Origin of the sequence: Acidovorax sp. NPDC077693 (genome assembly GCF_044542805.1) — a bacterium.
Classification (GTDB): Bacteria; Pseudomonadota; Gammaproteobacteria; order Burkholderiales; family Burkholderiaceae_C; genus Acidovorax.
In genome coordinates this window covers 300,681-319,750 of record NZ_JBITVD010000004.1, presented here as the reverse complement: position 1 = coordinate 319,750, position 19,070 = coordinate 300,681, and the positions used below count along the sequence as shown (strand labels likewise).

18 protein-coding genes are annotated in these 19,070 nt (G+C 66.3%); 11 read left to right on the top strand and 7 right to left on the bottom strand.

Translation table 11 applies throughout. The features are described 5' to 3' along the window. Positions 1-125: 125 nt before the first annotated feature. The 4 genes from ACIGHN_RS07345 to ACIGHN_RS07330 all read right to left on the bottom strand — a co-directional run bounded on the left by ACIGHN_RS07345 (position 126) and on the right by ACIGHN_RS07330 (position 4,864). On the bottom strand, positions 126-476 hold the full coding sequence (locus ACIGHN_RS07345; RefSeq protein WP_396503848.1) for a hypothetical protein: 351 nt from the start codon (positions 474-476) through the stop codon (positions 126-128). Beyond that, a complete protein-coding gene (locus ACIGHN_RS07340; RefSeq protein ID WP_396503847.1) occupies positions 473-1,327 on the bottom strand; it encodes a hypothetical protein in 855 nt (284 codons plus the stop codon). Before ACIGHN_RS07340 ends, ACIGHN_RS07345 begins: the two co-directional genes overlap by 4 nt. Before the next feature lie 157 nt (positions 1,328-1,484). After that, positions 1,485-2,645 (bottom strand): PepSY-associated TM helix domain-containing protein, encoded by a 1,161-nt coding sequence (locus ACIGHN_RS07335; RefSeq protein WP_396503846.1) that lies wholly within the window; start codon positions 2,643-2,645, stop codon positions 1,485-1,487. Positions 2,646-2,680: 35 nt separating this feature from the next. Further along, entirely contained in the window at positions 2,681-4,864 is a 2,184-nt protein-coding gene (locus ACIGHN_RS07330; RefSeq protein WP_396503845.1) for a TonB-dependent siderophore receptor, read from the bottom strand. Between the two features lie 360 nt (positions 4,865-5,224). On the opposite strand from ACIGHN_RS07330, the gene ACIGHN_RS07325 reads away from it, so the two are divergent. From ACIGHN_RS07325 to ACIGHN_RS07315, 3 genes are all read left to right on the top strand, one after another. Further along, positions 5,225-5,716, top strand: a complete 492-nt coding sequence (locus ACIGHN_RS07325; protein ID WP_396503844.1) for a hypothetical protein — start codon at positions 5,225-5,227, stop codon at positions 5,714-5,716. Further along, positions 5,713-6,678, top strand: coding sequence for a hypothetical protein (locus tag ACIGHN_RS07320; RefSeq protein WP_396503843.1), 966 nt, complete (start codon positions 5,713-5,715; stop codon positions 6,676-6,678). The genes ACIGHN_RS07325 and ACIGHN_RS07320 overlap by 4 nt, the downstream gene beginning before the upstream one ends. Before the next feature lie 111 nt (positions 6,679-6,789). Further along, positions 6,790-7,275 carry a hypothetical protein gene (locus ACIGHN_RS07315; protein WP_396503842.1) on the top strand — a complete coding sequence of 162 codons (486 nt, stop codon included), beginning with the start codon at positions 6,790-6,792 and terminating at the stop codon, positions 7,273-7,275. Between the two features lie 128 nt (positions 7,276-7,403). On the opposite strand, the gene kefC is transcribed toward ACIGHN_RS07315, so the two are convergent. Then, entirely contained in the window at positions 7,404-9,308 is a 1,905-nt protein-coding gene (kefC, locus tag ACIGHN_RS07310) for a glutathione-regulated potassium-efflux system protein KefC (protein ID WP_396503841.1), read from the bottom strand. A gap of 361 nt (positions 9,309-9,669) precedes the next feature. Here kefC and ACIGHN_RS07305 point away from each other — a divergent pair, with 361 nt between their 5' ends. The 4 genes from ACIGHN_RS07305 to ACIGHN_RS07290 all read left to right on the top strand — a co-directional run bounded on the left by ACIGHN_RS07305 (position 9,670) and on the right by ACIGHN_RS07290 (position 12,818). Then, positions 9,670-10,308, top strand: a complete 639-nt coding sequence (locus ACIGHN_RS07305; RefSeq protein ID WP_396503840.1) for a LysE family transporter — start codon at positions 9,670-9,672, stop codon at positions 10,306-10,308. A gap of 171 nt (positions 10,309-10,479) precedes the next feature. Beyond that, on the top strand, positions 10,480-11,097 hold the full coding sequence (locus tag ACIGHN_RS07300) for an AAA family ATPase (protein WP_396503839.1): 618 nt from the start codon (positions 10,480-10,482) through the stop codon (positions 11,095-11,097). A gap of 105 nt (positions 11,098-11,202) precedes the next feature. Beyond that, entirely contained in the window at positions 11,203-11,667 is a 465-nt protein-coding gene (locus ACIGHN_RS07295; RefSeq protein ID WP_056417946.1) for a MaoC family dehydratase, read from the top strand. Positions 11,668-11,876: 209 nt separating this feature from the next. After that, positions 11,877-12,818: a LysR family transcriptional regulator gene (locus tag ACIGHN_RS07290; protein WP_056417948.1), complete on the top strand. Its 942-nt coding sequence runs from the start codon at positions 11,877-11,879 to the stop codon at positions 12,816-12,818. Between the two features lie 354 nt (positions 12,819-13,172). On the opposite strand, the gene ACIGHN_RS07285 is transcribed toward ACIGHN_RS07290, so the two are convergent. Next, the gene (locus ACIGHN_RS07285) at positions 13,173-13,700 is read right to left on the bottom strand and encodes a tRNA (cytidine(34)-2'-O)-methyltransferase (protein ID WP_396503838.1); all 528 of its coding nucleotides are present in this window, start codon (positions 13,698-13,700) and stop codon (positions 13,173-13,175) included. Positions 13,701-13,763: 63 nt separating this feature from the next. Then, positions 13,764-14,486: a ComF family protein gene (locus ACIGHN_RS07280; RefSeq protein WP_396503837.1), complete on the bottom strand. Its 723-nt coding sequence runs from the start codon at positions 14,484-14,486 to the stop codon at positions 13,764-13,766. 38 nt (positions 14,487-14,524) lie between these two features. Between ACIGHN_RS07280 and ACIGHN_RS07275 the strand changes: the two genes are divergently transcribed. The 4 genes from ACIGHN_RS07275 to ctaD all read left to right on the top strand — a co-directional run bounded on the left by ACIGHN_RS07275 (position 14,525) and on the right by ctaD (position 19,063). Continuing rightward, positions 14,525-15,451, top strand: coding sequence for a biotin synthase (locus tag ACIGHN_RS07275; RefSeq protein WP_396503836.1), 927 nt, complete (start codon positions 14,525-14,527; stop codon positions 15,449-15,451). A gap of 241 nt (positions 15,452-15,692) precedes the next feature. Further along, on the top strand, positions 15,693-16,169 hold the full coding sequence (locus ACIGHN_RS07270; RefSeq protein WP_056417959.1) for a DUF2244 domain-containing protein: 477 nt from the start codon (positions 15,693-15,695) through the stop codon (positions 16,167-16,169). A gap of 59 nt (positions 16,170-16,228) precedes the next feature. After that, on the top strand, positions 16,229-17,398 hold the full coding sequence (gene coxB, locus ACIGHN_RS07265) for a cytochrome c oxidase subunit II (RefSeq protein WP_056417962.1): 1,170 nt from the start codon (positions 16,229-16,231) through the stop codon (positions 17,396-17,398). 33 nt (positions 17,399-17,431) lie between these two features. Further along, positions 17,432-19,063, top strand: coding sequence for a cytochrome c oxidase subunit I (gene ctaD, locus ACIGHN_RS07260; protein WP_056167726.1), 1,632 nt, complete (start codon positions 17,432-17,434; stop codon positions 19,061-19,063). The last annotated feature ends 7 nt before the right edge of the window (positions 19,064-19,070 follow it).

Below are 19,070 nucleotides of genomic sequence, written 5' to 3'. Positions count from 1 at the left end.
GCGATTGTGCCGTGGCGCCGGGTGGGCACTCAGCATTCAGTGCGTGGTTGTGATGCTATAAAAATGATATCTGCTAGCGCTTATTCAACAAGCGGTAGCGGCATTTTTGATTGAAGAAAGAAGGCTCAGGTCTGGAAGAAGAAGTGCCACGCCAGCGCCAGCACGCAGCCCGCGCCGCCCAGCGCGCCCAGCCGGCGAGCCCACTGCAGGCTGGCAGTGGGCCACTGGTTCATGGCCAGCACCAGCAGCCAGCCCAGCACCATCCAGGCGGCAACCACCAGGGCGACGCCTGCAGCCAGCCCCGCCGCTGCAGTCGCGGTCAGCACCTGCAGCACGACGGTGGCCAGTGCCACGGCCCAGGCGCGGCGGGGTGCGGGACTGCCGTCGCCCCACGCGCGGGTGGGCACGCTGCGCGCCCAGCAGGTCAGGGCCATCAGCGAAGCGACTGCGGCGCACAGGCCGGTGAATTCGTTCATGCAGCCTCCGGGGGGTGAGGGTCCGCCGCTGGGGCTGGTGGGTGCGGCGCGTTACTGCCCGTCTGCCGCCAGCGCAGTGCCCGCCGCGCGCGCAACAGCAGTGGGGCCCCGGCTGCCACTGCGCACAGTGCACACGCCACAGCCCACTGCACCAGCCCCGCCTTGGCCGCCAGGCCGCCATAGGCCAGCGCGGCCACCGCCCACAGCAGCACGGTGGTGCGCGGCGCCCAGTGGCGCAGCGTGGCGGCGGGCAGGGCGATGAAGAAGGCGAGCAGCAGGCCCAGCATGCCGGACGAGCGCGCGGGTTCGGTGGCTACGATGTGGGCCAGGCGGAAAGACTCCACAGCCAGCAGGCCGCTCAGCCAGAAGGGCAGATGCGCCGGCACCACAAGGCGGCCCCAGCCGCGCGGATGCCAGCGCGGACGGGGAGCGACCGGGTGCGCTGCAGGGCCCGATGTGGCCACGGTGGCGTGGCGCGCTGCCTTGCGCCGGTGGGCCTGCACCCGCCGCGGCCCGATGAAGGCGGCGATGCCCGCAAACGCCAGGCCCACGGCGAGCAGGCTGGCGCACATGCCCACCGCGTGCGCGCTGCCCAGCGCCAGGCCCACGACGCCGGCGATGGCCAGCATGGCACCCGCACCGCCCAGCGCCACGCGCCACAGCGCGAGCGTGCGCAGCGCCCATGCGGCCATGCCCGACATTAGTAGCCACGCGCCGATGAGCACCCACGTCGCCCATACCGGCCGCTGGGCCAGCGACGGCATGCCGGAAGGCCCCCATAAATGCACGAACACCGCCACGACGAGCGCGGCGGGCGTGGTGGCGTGCAGGGCCAGGAAGAAGCGTTGCATGGTCAAGGAGAAAAACGAATGGGGGGCCTGGAGGTGGACATGGGAGTGGATGGGCCTCGCAAAGACGGGCTTTCAATCATTCAATACCGTTCGGGCTGAGCCTGTCGAAGCCTTGCGCGGTGCTTCCGCAGGCCCAGCGTGACCGGTTCAATGACCATCAACTCGCCGCAGCGATGCCGCCGCCTGCGGCCTCGGCCTCGCGCCGGCGTTGCTGGCGCGCGTCGAGCCAGATCAAGGTGCCCGAGATCGACAGGAACGCGGGCGTCATGCCCAGCAAGAAATACAACCACTTGAGCGCCAGCCCGCCGAAGTCGCCAAAGTGCAGCGGCTCCATGAGGCCATTGACCAGCGACCAGAAGCCGGCCGTGCGCGGGTCGTGCACCTTCTTCGGCACGCCGGTGGCGGCGTTGATGTCCACCCGCGCAGTGCTGGCCAGGTGGTCGCTCAGGTTGCCGGTGAAGCCCGCCTCAGCGGTATCAGTCCCCCAGCGGCGCATCGACACGTAGCGCGCCTCCAGCCCCGGCACGGCCTGCTGCGCGGTGGCGTACAGGGCATCGAGCGACTGCATGCGCACGGGCTCTGCGGCATCGCCCGCGGCCTTGCGCGCAGGCTTGGGGGCTTTGGCGGCATCGGTGCCGCTGGTGTTGCTGTTGGCGGTGGTCACGTATTTGTAGCCCTGCTCGAACAGCGGCGCCAGGCCCATCCACGCGCCTGTGGTGGCGATCAGGATGTGAAAGAACAAACCCCAGATGCCCGCGGATTTGTGCAGGTCGGACATCACCACGCGAAAGCTGCGGCCCCAGCGCTGGGTGAAGAGCTCTGCCAGGATCTTGCGGTGGATGACGATGCCCGTGACGATCAGCACCAGCATGGCCGCGCCGAGAAAGCCCACGATCCACCGCGGCCCGAAGAACAGGAACACGTGCAGCATGCGCAGGTACTGGCCGAGCTGGCTGTCCACCGGGCCCACCACCGCGCCCGTGTCCGAGCGCAGTGCCACCTTGGTCCGCGTGCTGGCCGGCGCGCCGCGCTCGCGCACGAAGGCGAAGTAGCTCGGGTTGACCGCATCGGGCAGCGCGATGGTCTCCACCGTGGCGCCGGGGTAGCGGGTGTGCAACTGCGTCAGCACCACGTCGAGCGACGCGGGTTTGTCAGAGCGTGGCAACTGCGCCAGCGACGGGTTGGCCCACAGGTCGATCTCGTTCTTGAACACCACCACCGCGCCCGAGAAGCACACGATGAACAGCAGCAGCCCCGTGACGATGCCCGCCCAGGAGTGCAGCACGAAAAGGCGGTTCAGGGTGCGCTGGCTGGTCATGGTCGGCTGGCGGTGGCGGAGTGATGGCGCTGCGGTCAGAAGAAATACGTCACGCCCAGGTTGAAGCTGCGCGGCAACGCGGGCGAGACCACGTTGGCATTGATCGCGCCGTCGTAGTACGCCTTGTTGAACACGTTCTTCACGCCGGCCGTCACGCGGTAGTTGTCGCCCGCGTAGCTGATGGACGCATCGGCCACCACATACGACGGCAGCGTGAACGGGTAGGAGCCGATCTGCTCGCTGACATAGCGCCCGCCCATGCCCAGCGTGATGCGCTGGACCTTTGGCAGCTTGTAGGTGGCCCAGGCCGTGAGCGTGTGGCGCGGCGTGAGGTTCAGCGGCAGGCCCACGATGGCGGCGTTGTTGTCGCGCGTGACCTTGGTCTGTGTGTAGGTGTAGGCGCTGGTCAGCTTCCAGCCGTTCTTCATGTCTGCGCCCAGTTCCACCTCGAGGCCGCGCGCACGCTGCTGGCCGGTCTGCACGCTGAAGCCGGTGTTTGCCAGGTCGGCCGTGGTCACGTTTTCGCGCACCAGGTCGAAGACGGCGAGGGCGCCGGTGAGCTGGCCATTGGGCGACTCGTACTTCACGCCGGCTTCCCACTGCTTGCCGGTCTCGGGCACGAAAGGCGAGCCCGCAAACGTCAGGCCCGACTGGGGAAGAAAGGACTCGCCGTAGCTGCCGTACGCGGCCCAGCCGGGCTTGAACTCATACACCAGGCCGGCGGACAGCGTGGTGGCGCTGTCCTTCTGGCGCGTCTGCGTGTTGGTCACGCGGTTGTCGGTGTCGTTGGTGGACCAGTCGCGGCGCAGGCCCACCAGGGCCGTCCAGCCTTGGCCGAACTTGATCTGGTCCTGCGCATACAAACCGGCCACGGTGAGCTTGGCGGGCGCGTCGCTGGTCAGCGCCGTGGGGCACACGGCCTGCATGCCGTAGACGGGCGCGAACAAATCCAGCGCGCCGATGCGGCAGGTGCGGCTGGCCAGCAGGCTGTGGCCGCTGCGCACGTCCAGGCCCGTGACGATTTGGTGCTTGGCGCCTAGCGCCTCGAAGCGCGTGAGCAGCGAGGTGTCCGTGGCCAGCAGGTCGTAGTCCATGTACTGGCGCGAGGCCTGGCGGTTCTGCAGCCGCTGGTTGGCCTGCAGCGCCTGGTTGGAGACGAAGTTGCCCGTGCCCTTCTCGGTCTCGTAGCGCACGTTCTGGCGGAAGGTCATCGCGTCGGACACCTTGTGCTCCAGCGCATAGCCCAGCGTGGTGCTCTCCACGTCGTACACGCCAAAGGCAGGCTCGCCGGTGAACATCGTGCGGGACAGCGTGCCGTTGCGGTTGGGCAGCAGCGTGCCATACGGCGTGATGCCCTGCTGGCGCATCCACTCGCTGCGGCTGTAGGTGGCAAACAGCACCAGGTCGGTCTGCGCGCCCAGGTCGATGGAGAGCGAGGGCGCGAACCACCGGTCCTTGCGGTAGACGAACTGCGTCGGGTCGTCGGCGTTGGACACCTGGGCGTTGATGCGCAGCGCCGTCTTGCCCGATTCGGACAGCGGCTTGTTCACGTCGGCCTGCAGCGTGCGCTGGCCGAAGCTGCCCACCTCGACGCCCACTTCGTTCAGCGCGTCCTTCTTGGGCCGCTTGCTCACCGCGTTGACGATGCCGCCGGGCTGCACCTGGCCGTACAGCACCGACGCCGAACCCTTGAGCACCTCGAAGCGCTCGTAGCCGTAGGGCTGCAGCTTGGCCCACATGCCGGGGCTTTGCACCAGGCCGTCGACCAGGATGGATTCGGTAGAGCGAAAGCCGCGGATGTTGATGTCGTCAAACCCCCGGCGCCCGAAGTTGACGGGACTCACGCCCGCCACGGTTTGCAGCGCCTGCTGCACGTTCACGATCTGGCGCGACTCCATCTGCTCGCGCGTGACCACGCTCACCGACTGCGGCGTCTCCAGCCGGCGCATGGGCGCCTTGCCGGCGGTTTGGGCCTCGACCGGGGCAAAGCCCATGTCCTTTTCGGTGCTGGCGTTGATGCGGACTTCTTGCAGCTGGGGGGCGGTAGCGTTGGGGGAGGCGGCCTCTGGAGCTGCAGGGGCCGTCTGCTGCGCGGCGGCGGCCTGGGCCAGGCACAAGGCCAGCGGCGTCAATGCGAGGATAGCGGCCTGCCGCGGGCGCGCGCGCGATGCCCGCGGCGAAGTAGACACAGCCGCAGCGTGCGGAAGCTGAAAAGACATGGGGATCCCGTTGGTGTGAGCGGAAAAACGAAAGGTGCTGGCTCACATCACTGGGTCGGGACGTCGGCTTGCTGTCGGATGCTGATTGTAATGCGAATAGTTCTTGTTTGATAAGGCGGCACAGGGGAGGGATGTGCTGGGATGAGCGCTTGACGGCGTTTTTTAATGCAGAAGCAGTTTGCTGCAAATGTTTCGGATGTGGCACACATTCCAACGAATTGCAGCGCTAAAAGAGCGGTTCCGGCCGATACCATCGCGGGCTTTGCAAACGCACCGAGCGAGGGCGAGCTGGCTGCATTACTGCACGCTCAGTGCAGCCCAGGTGTCTGCTGTGCACCCACTTCCCAAAACCTTTCCGACATGACGCAAACGACAAGGCGCGATATCACCGCCAACGAGGCCCTTCCGTTGATCAAGGAGGCTGCGACCTGGAAAGGAACCGCCTATTCGCTGCGGGGCTCTTCGTCCGTCAAAGGAGTGGCCGGGGACTGCAGCGGGACAACCTTCCTTATCTACCGCGCGGCAGGCTTTCCTTACGACTATCAGCCTTCGGGTACCTTTCCCACCTATGCGCGGCAGTCGGGGCTGTTTCGCCTGCTGGCGTCCGATGAGCCGATGCAGGTGGGCGATGTGCTGTCCTGGCCGAACCACATGGCGATCTATGCAGGCTCCGCACTCCAGAAGGAAGACGCCACCACCGCGCGCGTCAACGCCAGCGGCAGGAGCTGGACGCAGCAAAACGACATCTTCACCGCCACCCGCCCGAACGGACCGGCCTACATGCCTGCATCCTTGCGGTACTGGCGGCCCGACCCTCCGAAGGTCTACCGCTACCAGACCACTGCGCCATGACCGTTGCAATTCATGAGCGTTCGTCGCGGCTGCGCGCCGCTGCCCGCTGTGCCGCAGCGGTCATCGGCAGCCTGTGTCTGGGCCACGCCGCCATGGCCGACGACACCAGCGAGGGAGTCGCCCCCCGCATGCTCTCTGCACCGCAGGATTCATCGCCACGCAGCGTGATCGCCCGCAGCGCGGTGCGCATGGAGGGGGGTGAAGTGACCGTCTCGCTGACGGCTCAACCCACACGGCCAGCGCCAGCGCAGTGGGTGATTCAAGGCCCGCTGTACGGCTGGCTGGGGGATTCGGAAACGTACCCGGACCGCCATTTTCCCGAGCTGCGTGTTCTCAGCGCGGGGCAGCCTGTTCCCCTGACGGAATCCGTCAAGGCAGTGGCAGGCAAAGGCGCCGTGGATGTTTCTACCCTGCTGCAACAGGCCGGCATCAACCCCTGGCTGATCGCCGACACGCCCCCGTTCGTCCCCACCGAAGGCATCTCTGCCGACCTGCTCGCTCAACTGGTCCGCGCAGGTGCGGTGGGCACCTCGGGCACCGACCACCTCGCCCAGTGGCGCGCGCAGCGCACACTGGGCGTGGCGCTGCCCGCGGGCCAGACGCTGGACATCCGCTACCGGCTGCGCCCCGGGTACGCCCTGATGACGCAGCAGGCCCTCGCAAAAGCCAACCTGCGCCAGCGTTACTGCCTGGCGGACGCGCCATTGCGCGCGCTGGGTGCACAGTTCGGTCGCTCTACCCAGTTCATCGCCAAGCGCTACGAGATTGCCGTGGGCGCACAAGACCGCACTCCACCGCCGGTGCGCCTGACCGTGCAGCCGCAGCCAGGGGTCGCGCTGGTGGCAGCCTGCACACGGGGCCATGCGCGTCCCGCTGGCGTGGGCGGTTGGACCGATGTCGAGGTTGTGCCGGATCAGCGTGCGGTGCTGCATGTGTTGACGCTGGAGCCTGCTGGCCGTTGATTCTTTAGCGTCCGAACCCTGCCATGGGCGCTGTGCTATTTGAACGGAGCCTTTCCATGCAGCCCCAAAAGCTGCTGGACCAAGATCGCATTTTTACTTCGGGAGATTTCTATGGAACCCGCTCGTGGGGTTTGCAGCGCGTGCGGACGGCTAGCGCTCGAAGAGACTCTGAAGGCGGCCCAGGGTGTCTGCATGTCTTGCGTCAGGGAGGCAACCGACAAGACCCTCACCGAGTTGCATGACGCTCTCTGCCGGAAGTTTGGGGATCTCTACCTCTCAAATCCTCTGCTCCTTCCGCGCAACAAGAACACAGCTTATCGGGATAGGGCGCTGTGCATCTCCTTGGGCGTTGCGCAGGCCTTGGATGAAATGAGTCTTGCAACTGTGAGCTTGGTCACGAGGTATCGAGAGAAGCCCGAGCACTTTTACCTCTCCGACATGGATCTTAAAGAGTCGGGGCAGATGTTTATGCGGGCGAATTTCCGGCAGTGGTTGGCCAAAACGGACCGCTGGAAGCCAGAGTCACGCACGACAGACCGTTTCAAAAAAAGCCTCTCCGAAGACTTCAAAGCTTTTCAGAAAACGCTATCTGCATAGTCGGTGGAATGGATCCCAGCCAGACCCATCTCAAACCACACCCATTCTCCGTATGCGGCGCGCAGAACTCTGACTGCACCAGTTGCCAAAGCGCAATGCTTGGCGATATGAATTTTCGGCGATCAGGGCTAGTGCTTGTTTTCATCCAATTTTTGAACGCTGGCAGGCTCTTCACCACCATCCCTACTTTCCGCCGCGCCATACCCAGGATACGCGCCACCCGCAGCGTCCAACGCCGCGCTCTCCTGCCGCTCCCTCGCCATCTGCTCCGCAAACTGGTTGCGTCCCTCGCGCGCCACGGCGATGAACTTGGCGCGGTCCTTGTGGTGCGGGTACATGCGGTCGGCCAGCGCGATGTTGTGGGCGCGAAAGCGCTGGGCGATGGCGGTGGCTTCGGCGGGTGTCAGGCCCATCAGTTCCAGCACGGTGTGCGCGCTTTGCAGGCTGGACTCGAACAGCTCGCGCTGCACCAGCGTCACGCCTGCGTCGCGCAGCTTGTTCCAGTGGGTGACGTCGCGGGCGCGGGCCACGATCTGCAGGTGGGGGAAGTGCTCGCGTGCGAGCTTGGCGATCTTGAGGGACTGCTCGGCATCGTCCACCGCCACCACCAGGATGCGGGCGTGCTCGGCGCCCGCGATGCGCAGCAGGTCCAGGCGCGTGGCGTCACCGTAGAACACGCGGTAGCCGAAGGTGCGCGCCACTTCCAGCATCTCCACGCTGTGGTCCAGGACTGTGGTGCGAAAGCCCTGGGCCAGCAGCACGCGCGAGACGATCTGCCCGTAGCGGCCGAAGCCCGCGATGATGATGGGCGCCTCTTGCGGCTCGGAGATTTCCTCGGCCGCGGGGGCCTTGACGTGGGCGTAGCGGCGCAGCAGCGCCCGGTCGAGCACCACCAGCAGCAGCGGGCTGATCAGCATCGACAGCGCCACCGCGCCGATCAGCAGGGATGCGGTCTCGGCCGGGAACACGCTGGCACCGGCGGCGGCCTGGAACACCACGAAAGCGAACTCGCCGCCCTGGGCCAGCAGCAGCGTGAACACCGGGCGCTCCTGGTAGGGGATGTTGACGAGCTTGGCCAGGGTGTAGATGACGATCGCCTTGGCTGCGAGAAAGCCGACCAGGATGGCGGCCATGAGGCCGGGCGAGCGCAGGATCACGCCGAAGTCGATGCTCATGCCCACGGCGATGAAGAACAGCCCGAGCAGCAGGCCCTTGAAGGGCTCGATGTCGGCTTCGAGCTCGCGCCGGTATTCGCTGTCGGCCAGCAGCACGCCGGCCAGAAAGGCGCCCAGCGCCATCGACAGGCCCACCATCACCATCAGGTAGGCGATGCCCACCACCAGCAGCAGCGCAGCGGCGGTGAAGATCTCGGGCGTGTTGCTCTTGGCGATCCAGCGCAGCACGGGGCGCAGCAGCAGGCGCCCGCCCAGGATGATGGCGGCGATCACGCCCACGATCTTGAGCACCTCCAGCGCCATCTCGCCCGGCGTGTGGCCCGCGCCGTCGCCCGCAGCGGCGCCCAGCACCGGCAGCAGCGCCAGGATGGGGATGGCCGCCACGTCCTGGAACAGCAGGATGGAGAAGCCCGCTTGCCCGCTCTGGGTGCGCATGAGGTTGCGCTCGGCCAGCGACTGCAGCGCGATGGCTGTGGATGACAAGGCCAGGCCCAGGGCGCCCACCAGGCTCACGCGCCAGGGCAGTCCGGCAAGGGCACCCAGCGCAAACAGCACGGCCGCACAGCCCAGCACCTGCGCGGAGCCCGTGCCGAAGATGGGGCGGCGCAGCGCCCACAGGCGGCTCGGTTGCAGCTCCAGCCCGACGAGGAACAGCATCAGCACCACGCCGAATTCAGCGAAGTGCAGGATGTCCTGCACGTTGCTCACCAGCCCCAGGCCCCAGGGCCCGATGGCGATGCCCGCCGCCAGGTAACCGATGATGGCCCCAAGGCCCAGCGCCTTGGCAATGGGCACGGCCAGCACCGCGGCGGTGAGGTACAGGAAGCCGTAGGTGAGCCAGGTAGGGGCGTGTTCCATGTCTGAATAAAGGCTGTGGGGCGACGGTCAAAGCCGTGGCCTGTTCAAGGTGTGGGGGAGCGTGTGCGGAACGTACGAGCGGGCCTGTGCGGGGCTTGAGGCCGCACGTCCGCATGCCCGTGCTAAAGGCGTACGGATGGCATGGATTTTGGCACCGCTGAGGCCGCGCGGCAGCGGGTGTGCCTTGTTTCCTGCACCAGCCTGACGTGGTTGCGCGGCAGTCCACCGGCGTGCTTCTGTTTTGATAGCTGCTTGCGCTGGGTGGCTGAGCGCGAGCGGCTGTTTTTGCCTGCGTCAAGCCGCCAGGCAGGCCGCGTTGCTAAGATGCGGGCCCCTCTTGGCTTTCTCTTGGTGTGACCTCATGGACTTGCAGACCTGGCTGGCGTTTTTTGCGGCATCGTGCCTGATAGCGGTGTCGCCGGGCTCCGGCGCCGTGCTGTCGATGAGCCACGGCCTGTCGTACGGCGTGCGCAAGACGGGCGCCACCATCCTGGGCCTGCAGCTGGGGCTGCTGCTGATCTTGCTGGTCGCAGGCGCGGGTGTGGGCTCGCTGCTGCTGGCGTCCGAGGTGGCCTTCAGCATCGTGAAGGTGCTGGGCGCCTGCTACCTGATCTACGTCGGCTTCAACCAATGGCGCGCGGGCGATGCGTCGCCCGTGCAGGGCGACGATGCCGCGTCGGCGGGCACCTGGCAAAAGCGCTGCCTGACGGGCTTTTTGACCAATGCCACCAACCCCAAGGGCATCATCTTCATGGTGGCCGTGCTGCCACAGTTCATGACCGACACCCGCCCGCTGTGGACGCAACTGCTGGTGATGGCCGCCACCACGCTGACGGTGGACGTGGTGGTGATGCACGGCTACGCTTTCGGGGCCAGCGCGCTGCGCCGCCTCATGCGCAGTGCGCGGGCCGTGCGCACGCAGAATCGGGTGTTCGGCGGGCTGCTGATGGCGGTGGGTGCGGGGCTGTTCTTTGTGAAGCGGGGCGGGCAGCACGCCTGAGGGCGGACCGGCCCGGGTGGCTGCAGTGCCGCCGTGCTGGTGGTTTGTGCGGTCCGTGCGGTCTGCACGGTTTTGCTCTGAATTTAATAGCTGCTAGCGCTTATCCATCAAGCGGTAGGGCACGATTCGGCTTGTAGTTTTCATGAACCCAAAGATTCGAAGGAGCTCGCCATGCCAGTGATCGTTGTCGCCAATCCCAAGGGCGGCGTGGGCAAGTCCACGCTGTCCACCAACATCGCGGGCTACTTTGCGAGCCAGGGGCACCCCGTGATCCTGGGCGACACGGACCGGCAGGAGTCCGCCAAACTGTGGCTGGGCCTGCGGCCTCCGGCCGCGCGCACCATCGGAGCCTGGGATGCCAGCTCGGACGTGATCAGCCGCCCGCCCAAGGGCACGACGCACGCGGTGCTGGACACGCCTGCCGGCCTGCATGGCTGGCGGCTGAACGACGTGCTCAAGCTGGCCGACAAGGTCATCGTGCCGCTGCAGCCCAGCGTGTTCGACATCTTTGCCACGCGCAGTTTTCTGGACCAACTGGCCGAGCACCGCCACGCAGCGGGCGTGCCAGTGGGCATCGTGGGCATGCGGGTGGATGGGCGCACCAAGGCGGCCGAGCAGTTGCACCACTTCGTGGCCACGCTGGGGTTTCCGGTCCTGGGCTATCTGCGCGACACGCAGAACTATGTGCACCTGGCGGCGCACGGCCTCACGCTGTTCGACGTGGCGCCGGGCCGTGTGGCGCGGGACCTGGAGCAATGGCAAGGCATCCGCACCTGGCTCGACGCATGACGGACGCGGTTTTGAAGGACGCTGTGAAACAAGAAATCCTGCGGGAAAACACCTGCTGTCCCGCGCCAGACAAGGCGCGCCCGGGTGCGGCGCTACATTGGGGCGATGAAAATCTTCCGCTCCTACTCCGAAGTCAGCGCCAGCGTCGGCCAGGAGGTCGCCGTGACCGACTGGATCACCATCACGCAGGAACAGGTCAACCTGTTCGCCCAGGCCACGGGCGACCACCAGTGGATCCATGTGGACCCCGAGCGTGCGAAGGCCGGGCCGTTCGGCGCGCCGATCGCGCACGGGTTTCTCACGCTGTCGCTGATCCCGCAGTTCTTCGAGACGGGCCTGGCCATCGAGGGCTCGCGCATGGGCGTGAACTACGGGCTCAACAAGGTGCGCTTCACCGCGCCGGTGCCGGTGGGCAGCCGCCTGCGTGCGCGCCTGACGCTGCAGGCCGCCGAGCCCGTGGCGCCCGATGGCATGCAGATGACGTGGCTGGTGACCGTGGAGCGCGAGGGCAGCGACAAGCCGGTGTGCGTGGCGGAATCGCTGGCGCGCAACTTCGGCGCTCCGGCGTAGAAGGACAACCCCCTGAGCGGCTGTGCCGCTTCCCCCTTCTCTCGAATGGCTGCGCCATTCGGGAAGGGGGACACCGCCAGCGCACGCAAGGGAAGCGCCGCTGCTCAGCTTGGGCGGCCCTTGCGCGGCGGTCGCTGGCCTGGATCGCGCGTGTTCCACGGACTGCGCTCTCGTTAGACGCTCGTGTTTTTAGGCAGGAGGCTTGAACCATGGACCGTCTGCAAGCCATGAAGGTCTTCGAGCGCGTGGTGGAGGAGGGCGGCTTTGCCGCCGCCGCCCGCGCCATGGACATGTCGCCGCCGGTGGTCACCCGCATGGTGGCCGAGCTGGAGCAGCACCTGGGCACGCGCCTGCTGCAGCGCACGACGCGCAAGCTGGCGCTCACCGATGCGGGGGAGTCGTACCTGCAGCGCGTGCACACCATCCTGCACGAGATCGATGACGCCGAAGCCGCGGCCGCCGCCAGCACGCGCGACCTGCGCGGCACCATCCGCATCGTGGCAGCGCCCGTGCTGGCCAGCAATTTCCTCGCGCCCATGGTGGCGCTGTGGCATGCCCACTACCCCAAGCTGATGCTGGACATCAGCATCGACGCTTTCGCGATGGCCCGCGTGGACGAGTTCGATGTGACCATCATGGTCGCGGGCGAGGACTTCGACGCCAACATCGTGGCGCGGCCCCTGCTGCAGGGCGAAGCGATCGTGGTCGCATCGCCGGACTACCTGGAGCGCCGCGGCATTCCGCGCGAACCGCAGGACCTGGTGCACCACGACCACCTGCGCGACTCAGGCATGGCCGCGCGCTCGCAAGCGGGGCCCGGGCGCAAGCTGCGCCTGCAGTCGCTCAGCGGCAAGCAGCCCGCGCAGGAAATCGACATGCCCGCGGTGCTGCAGTCCGTGAGCACCGAGCTGCTGCTGCGCGCCGCCGTGGACGGCGCCGGCGTGGCCGTCACTTCGCGCCTGCTGGCGGAAGAGCACCTCGCACGGGGCGAGCTGGTGCACATCCTGCCCGCGTGGATCTTCTCGCGCTACACCGTCTACGCTGCTTTGCCCTCGGGCCGCATGCTGCCGGCACGCACCAAGGTGTTTCTGGATTTCCTCAGCGAGCAGGTGCCGCTGGCGATGGCGGAGCAGCAGCGCCAGAAGAGCTAGGGACCCTCTGCACGAATCATCGCGCCGTGTGCATCTGCGGTCTCGGGCGGCCTGCGGCGTTGCCAATACTCGCAATAGCTATGGCTATGGCTACGGCTATGGCTGCGTTTTGCGCCTTGCACTCCATCCCGATCCGCAGCGCACACGTGGCAGCTCGATGCGTGCAGAGGATCCCTAGGTCCTGACTGGGATGGACTGGACCGGGCGAGGCAAGGCAGGCAAGGCGTTTTGCCTGCCTTGTTCAAACTCCAACGTGCCGGGTAATGCGCGGTGCCACTACCGTGCTGGTGCGGCTTGTCTTGAGCCCAGGCCGTGCAGTCCGGGCAGCTTTGCCGCAAGCGGAGCCGGCCTGGATCAGCTCAGCTGCGCAAAGCCGCTGATGATCGTGCCTTCAGGTTCCACTTCGATGCCGCCATCGGGCATGGCGAAGCTGTTCTGGCGCCACGCCTCGAACACGGTCACCGCCACCGCGTTGGACAGGTTCAGGCTGCGCTGGCCCGCCACCATCGGCAGGCGCAGGCGCTGGGCGGGCGGGAAGCTGTCGCGCAGCTCGGGCGGCAGGCCGCGCGTCTCGGCGCCGAAGACCAGCCAGTCGCCCAGGAAGAACGGGGTGGAGTGCACCGGCTGCGAGCCGTGCGTGGTCATGGCGAACATGCGCGCCGGGTCCGGCTGCGCGTCGCGCAGGAAGGCGGTCCACCCGGCGTGGCATTGCACCTGGGCGTATTCGTGGTAATCCAGCCCGGCACGGCGCATCTGCCGGTCGTCCATCGAGAACCCCAGGGGTTCGATCAGATGGAGCGTGCAGCCCGTGTTGGCCGCCAGGCGAATCACATTCCCTGTGTTGGGCGGGATCTCTGGCTCGACGAGGACGATATGGAACATAGGCCCCTATTGTCATCGTCGCAAGTGTGAGTTGAGCAACCGCTGGTAATCAAAAGTATCCCGTCAGTCGGCCCCGGTGCGGGCCAGCACGATGGCCGTGACGTGCGCCGCGCCGGCTTCGCGCAGGGCTTGTGTGGCGGCATGCAGGGTCGCTCCGGTGGTCATCACGTCGTCCAGCAGCACGACGCGCTGGCCCTGCAGGCGGGCGGCGCGTGCCGGTTCCACCGCAAAGGCGCCGTGGAGGTTGCGCAGGCGCTGCGCGCGCGGCAGGCTGCTCTGGGCTTCGGTGGCATGGATGCGCAGCAGGGTGAGCGCGTCGGCCTTGGCGCCAGCCAGCTGCCGCGCCAGCAGCGCCGACTGGTTGAAGCCCCGCTCGCGCAGGCGGTCGGTGGACAACGGCACGGGCAGCACGCGGTCGGCGGCCTCCAGCGCAGGTTCGATCCAGGGCGTGCTGCGCATCAGCGTCGCCAGCGTGGCCGCCCACCCTGCATCGCCGCGGAACTTGAAGTCGCCCAGGATGTCCGCCCAGGGGTAGGCGTAGTCCACAGCTGCGATGCAGGCATCGAACAGCGGAGGGTGCAGCGTGCAGGCCCCGCAGACGGCGACTCCGTCCGGCACGCGCAGGGCGCAGCGCTGGCAGCGTGCAGCCGGCTGGGCGAACCGCGCGGCGCAGGCATTGCACATCCTTTGCGACGGCCAGGCATGGCACACCGCGCACTGGCTGGGAATGTGGGCGGCCGAGGCGCGCGTGCGGCGGGAAATCCCTAGAAGGGCCTTGAAGAGCATGAATCAATATACTCGCGCGTCCCCGTGCACACCCCTCCATGTCTTCCGAGCGTCCCCCCACCATCGACCCCACCGCCGCAGCCCGCTGGCATGCGGCTGCGCCCGCCACATCGCCCTGGCTGCACGAAGAAGTGGCGCGCCGCATGGAAGACCGCCTGCAGTGGATACGCAAGCCCCCCGAATCCTGGTGCCACTGGGACGCCCTGCGCGGCGGCCTGCAGGGCCATGCGCTGGTGAGTGCCCGCTATCCCAAGGCACGTTGCCAGGTCTACGAAAGCGCGCCCCGGCATGACGGCGCAGCGCAGCATTCCCTGGCCAAGCCCTGGTGGAGCCCCGCGCGCTGGGGTGCGGGCAGCCCGCAGTTCGGCATGCCGCCGGATGCAAGCGTTCAGATGCTGTGGGCCAACATGGCGCTGCACACCGCCGCCGACCCGCAGGCGCTGATCGGCCAGTGGCACCGTGCCCTGGCGGTGGACGGCTACCTGATGTTCTCGTGCCTGGGCCCGGACACCCTGCGCGAGCTGCATGCCGTCTACGCCGCACTGGTCTGGCCGCCGGCAGGCCATGCCTTCACGGACATGCACGACTGGGGCGACATGCTGGTGCACGCCGGCTTCGCCGAGCCCGTGATGGACATGGAGCGCATCCGGCTGACCTTTGCCACGCCCGAGCGGCTGGTGCAGGAGCTGCGCGAACTCGGCTGCAATCTGCATCCCGAGCGCTTCGGCGCGCTGCGCGGCCGGCGCTGGCGGGACCGCCTGTACGAGGCGCTGGCAGAGCGGCTGTCCGACCCGGCGGAAGGCGGGCAACTGGCACTGACCTTCGAGATCATCTACGGCCACGCCTTCAAGCCCGCGCCCCGCCTGCGCGTGAGCGAGAGCAGCGCCGTGTCGCTGCAGGACATGCGCGCCATGCTGCGCCAGGGCAGCAAGGACGGTCACAACGGCGGGCCGCGCAACCCCTGACCGGGCAGGCCCGCACAGGGTTTTCCAGACTTGCTTTTCGAGAGTGTTGCGAAGGCGGCGCACCCATATGGGGGTATGGCCTTCACTTGCAACAGCGTGTCAATGATGTGGAACAAGGCACGGTACAATTCAGGGTTATTGGGATTTCGGGCACATCCTCCCGCGCAACGTGGCGGCTGCGCATGCAGCACCGGTATTTTTGCTGGTGCGGCGGCAGTCGCCGGTCTTGTGAGCACCACCGGTGACAGGCTTGATCTTTCGTTTTGCCACTGTCTCGGGCCAGCGCATCGATTGGCGCCTGGCTCGCAACTGCTCGGTCACCCCCGCGCAGATGGGGTGGATGTACCTGTCGCTGTGTTCGGTATCACTGGGCATTGCGACTTTTTTCTGGATGCTCGGAGCCCGGCTGGTCATGCCGTTCGCATGGCTGGAGATAGTGGTTGTTGGATGGGCATTCGCCATGTACGGACGTCATGCGGCCGACGGCGAGAGGATTTCACTGCAGGGCTCGCGCCTGGTGGTGGAGCAGGAGACAGCAGGCAAGCTGAAACGCGCCGAATTCGACCGGCACTGGGTCCGTGTGGAACCCAAGACCGGCGACCGATCGCTGATCACCTTGTCTGGCCAAGGACGGTCGATAGACGTGGGGCGTTACGTGCGCCCCGAGCTTCGCCCGGCCCTGGCATCGGAGATCCGCATGGCCTTGCGCGCAGCCTGACCCCACGCAGGCGCACACAGGGGATTGGTTAAATTGAGGCTTAGAAGTAAGTGAGAACTATGAAGAGCATTTCCAACAAGCTGGCTTCTCTGCTGCTGATTGCCGGTGCATGGGTAGGTTCCGTAGCCCATGCCGTTCAGGACCTGCCTGGCGGCCCCGCAGTCAACCAGCTGAACCTGGCCCCGCCCGTCACCAAGATCGCAGAAGAGCAGCATTTCCTGCACTGGATGATGCTGATCATCTGCACGGTGATCTTCGTGGCAGTGTTCTCCGTGATGTTCTACTCGATCTGGAAACATCGCCGCTCCAAGGGTGCCAAGGCGGCCAACTTCCATGAGTCCGTCACTGTCGAAGTGGTCTGGACCATCGTCCCCTTCATCATCGTGATCCTGATGGCCCTGCCGGCGACCAAGGTGCTGGTGGCGCAAAAGGACACGACCAACGCCGACCTCACCATCAAGACCACGGGCTACCAGTGGAAGTGGGGCTACGACTACATCACCGGCGAAGGCGAGGGCCTGGCCTTCATCTCCACGCTGGACAGCAGCCACCGCGTGATGTCCGACAGCGGCAACGTCAAGGAAGCGCCCGCCAACTACCTGCTCAAGGTCGACAACCCGATGGTGGTGCCGGTCAACAAGAAGATCCGCATCATCACCACCGCCAACGACGTGATCCACGCGTTCATGGTGCCCGCCTTCGGCATCAAGCAGGATGCGATCCCTGGCTTCGTGCGCGACACCTGGTTCCGCGCCGAGAAGATCGGCGACTACTACGGCCAGTGCGCCGAGCTGTGCGGCAAGGAACACGCCTACATGCCCATCCACGTGAAGGTCGTCTCCGCCGAGGACTACACGGCGTGGGTGGCCGACCAGAAGAAGAAGGCCGCCGCCAAGCTGGACGACCCGACCAAGGTCTGGACGATGGACGACATCATGAAGCGCGGCGAGAAGGTGTACGCCGCCAACTGCGCAGCCTGCCACCAGGCCAACGGCAAGGGCGCCGGCCCCATCAAGCCACTGGACGGCTCGGCCATCGTGCTCGACGCCGACCACGCCAAGCAGATCCAGATCCTGCTCAAGGGCGCGGCCAATGGTGCGATGCCTTCCTGGGCGCAGCTCAGCGATACCGATATCGCCTCTGTGGTGACCTACACGAAGAACTCCTGGTCCAACAAGACCGGACAGCTGGTGCAGCCGGCTGAAATCGTGGCCCAGCGCGGCAAGTAATCATCGCCCTACGTATTGATTGAGGAATCCAACATGAGCGCAGTTCTCGACAACCACGGGCACGCTGGCGACCACGCACACGACGACCATGGCCACCATGGTCCCACCGGCTGGCGCCGCTGGGTGTTCGCCACCAACCACAAGGACATCGGTACGCTGTACCTGCTGTTCTCCTTCACCATGCTGATGGTGGGCGGCATCCTGGCCCTCTTGATCCGCGCCGAGCTGTTCCAGCCCGGCCTGCAACTGGTCAATCCCGAGCTGTTCAACCAGCTCACCACCATGCACGGCCTGATCATGGTGTTCGGCGCCATCATGCCGGCCTTCGTGGGCTTTGCGAACTGGATGATCCCGCTGCAGATCGGCGCCTCCGACATGGCCTTCGCGCGCATGAACAACTTCAGCTTCTGGCTGATGATTCCTGCGGCGCTGATGCTGGTGAGCTCGTTCTTCATGCCCGGTGGCGCACCCGCTGCCGGCTGGACGCTGTACGCACCGCTGACGCTGCAGATGGGCCCCTCCATGGACGCTGGCATCTTCGCGATGCACATCCTGGGTGCCTCGTCCATCATGGGCTCGATCAACATCATCGTGACCATCCTGAACATGCGCGCCCCCGGCATGACGCTGATGAAGATGCCCATGTTCGCCTGGACCTGGCTCATCACCGCCTACCTGCTGATCGCCGTGATGCCCGTGCTGGCTGGCGCCATCACCATGACGCTGACGGACCGCCACTTCGGCACCAGCTTCTTCAACCCCGCCGGCGGCGGCGACCCGGTGATGTACCAGCACATCTTCTGGTTCTTCGGCCACCCCGAGGTGTACATCATGATCTTGCCGGCCTTCGGCATCATCAGCCAGATCGTGCCCGCGTTCGCCCGCAAGAAGCTGTTCGGCTACGCCTCCATGGTGTACGCCACCTCGTCGATCGCCATCCTGTCGTTCATCGTGTGGGCCCACCACATGTTCACGACCGGCATGCCTGTGACGGGCCAGCTGTTCTTCATGTACGCCACCATGCTGATCTCCGTGCCCACGGCCGTGAAGATCTTCAACTGGATCGCCACGATGTGGCGCGGCTCCATGACGTTCGAGACCCCCATGCTGTTCGCAGTGGGTTTCATCTTCGTGTTCACGATGGGTGGCTTCACCGGCCTGATCCTGGCCATGGCGCCCATCGACATCCAGCTGCAGGACACCTACTACGTGGTGGCCCACTTCCACTACGTGCTGGTGGCCGGCTCGCTGTTCTCCATGTTCGCTGGCGTCTACTACTGGCTGCCCAAGTGGACCGGCGTGATGTACTCCGAAAAGCGCGGCCAGATCCACTTCTGGGGCTCGCTGATCACCTTCAACATCACGTTCTTCCCGATGCACTTCCTGGGCCTGGCCGGCATGCCCCGCCGCTATGCCGACTACCCCATGCAGTTCGCAGACTTCAACGCCATCGCTTCGGTGGGCGCGTTCGGTTTCGGCCTGATGCAGGTGTACTTCTTCCTGGCCGTGGTGGTCCCCGCGATGCGCGGCAAGGGCGAAAAGGCCCCCGCCAAGCCCTGGGACGGAGCCGAAGGCCTGGAGTGGGAAGTGCCATCGCCTGCACCGTTCCACACCTTTGAAAACCCACCCAAGCTGGATGCCACGGCAACCCGCGTGATCGGTTGATGCCATG

Excerpts from the sequence above, each read along its gene's own strand:
- ACIGHN_RS07315 (WP_396503842.1), top strand. The coding sequence starts at position 6,790 with ATGGAACCCGCTCGTGGGGTTTGCAGCGCGTGCGGACGGCTAGCGCTC.
- ACIGHN_RS07300 (WP_396503839.1), top strand. The coding sequence starts at position 10,480 with ATGCCAGTGATCGTTGTCGCCAATCCCAAGGGCGGCGTGGGCAAGTCC.
- ACIGHN_RS07320 (WP_396503843.1), top strand. The coding sequence starts at position 5,713 with ATGACCGTTGCAATTCATGAGCGTTCGTCGCGGCTGCGCGCCGCTGCC.
- ACIGHN_RS07290 (WP_056417948.1), top strand. The coding sequence starts at position 11,877 with ATGGACCGTCTGCAAGCCATGAAGGTCTTCGAGCGCGTGGTGGAGGAG.
- kefC (WP_396503841.1), bottom strand. The coding sequence starts at position 9,308 with ATGGAACACGCCCCTACCTGGCTCACCTACGGCTTCCTGTACCTCACC.
- ACIGHN_RS07345 (WP_396503848.1), bottom strand. The coding sequence starts at position 476 with ATGAACGAATTCACCGGCCTGTGCGCCGCAGTCGCTTCGCTGATGGCC.
- ACIGHN_RS07295 (WP_056417946.1), top strand. The coding sequence starts at position 11,203 with ATGAAAATCTTCCGCTCCTACTCCGAAGTCAGCGCCAGCGTCGGCCAG.
- ACIGHN_RS07340 (WP_396503847.1), bottom strand. The coding sequence starts at position 1,327 with ATGCAACGCTTCTTCCTGGCCCTGCACGCCACCACGCCCGCCGCGCTC.
- ACIGHN_RS07280 (WP_396503837.1), bottom strand. The coding sequence starts at position 14,486 with ATGCTCTTCAAGGCCCTTCTAGGGATTTCCCGCCGCACGCGCGCCTCG.
- ACIGHN_RS07305 (WP_396503840.1), top strand. The coding sequence starts at position 9,670 with ATGGACTTGCAGACCTGGCTGGCGTTTTTTGCGGCATCGTGCCTGATA.
- ACIGHN_RS07285 (WP_396503838.1), bottom strand. The coding sequence starts at position 13,700 with ATGTTCCATATCGTCCTCGTCGAGCCAGAGATCCCGCCCAACACAGGG.
- ACIGHN_RS07330 (WP_396503845.1), bottom strand. The coding sequence starts at position 4,864 with ATGTCTTTTCAGCTTCCGCACGCTGCGGCTGTGTCTACTTCGCCGCGG.
- ACIGHN_RS07335 (WP_396503846.1), bottom strand. The coding sequence starts at position 2,645 with ATGACCAGCCAGCGCACCCTGAACCGCCTTTTCGTGCTGCACTCCTGG.
- coxB (WP_056417962.1), top strand. The coding sequence starts at position 16,229 with ATGAAGAGCATTTCCAACAAGCTGGCTTCTCTGCTGCTGATTGCCGGT.
- ACIGHN_RS07275 (WP_396503836.1), top strand. The coding sequence starts at position 14,525 with ATGTCTTCCGAGCGTCCCCCCACCATCGACCCCACCGCCGCAGCCCGC.
- ctaD (WP_056167726.1), top strand. The coding sequence starts at position 17,432 with ATGAGCGCAGTTCTCGACAACCACGGGCACGCTGGCGACCACGCACAC.
- ACIGHN_RS07325 (WP_396503844.1), top strand. The coding sequence starts at position 5,225 with ATGACGCAAACGACAAGGCGCGATATCACCGCCAACGAGGCCCTTCCG.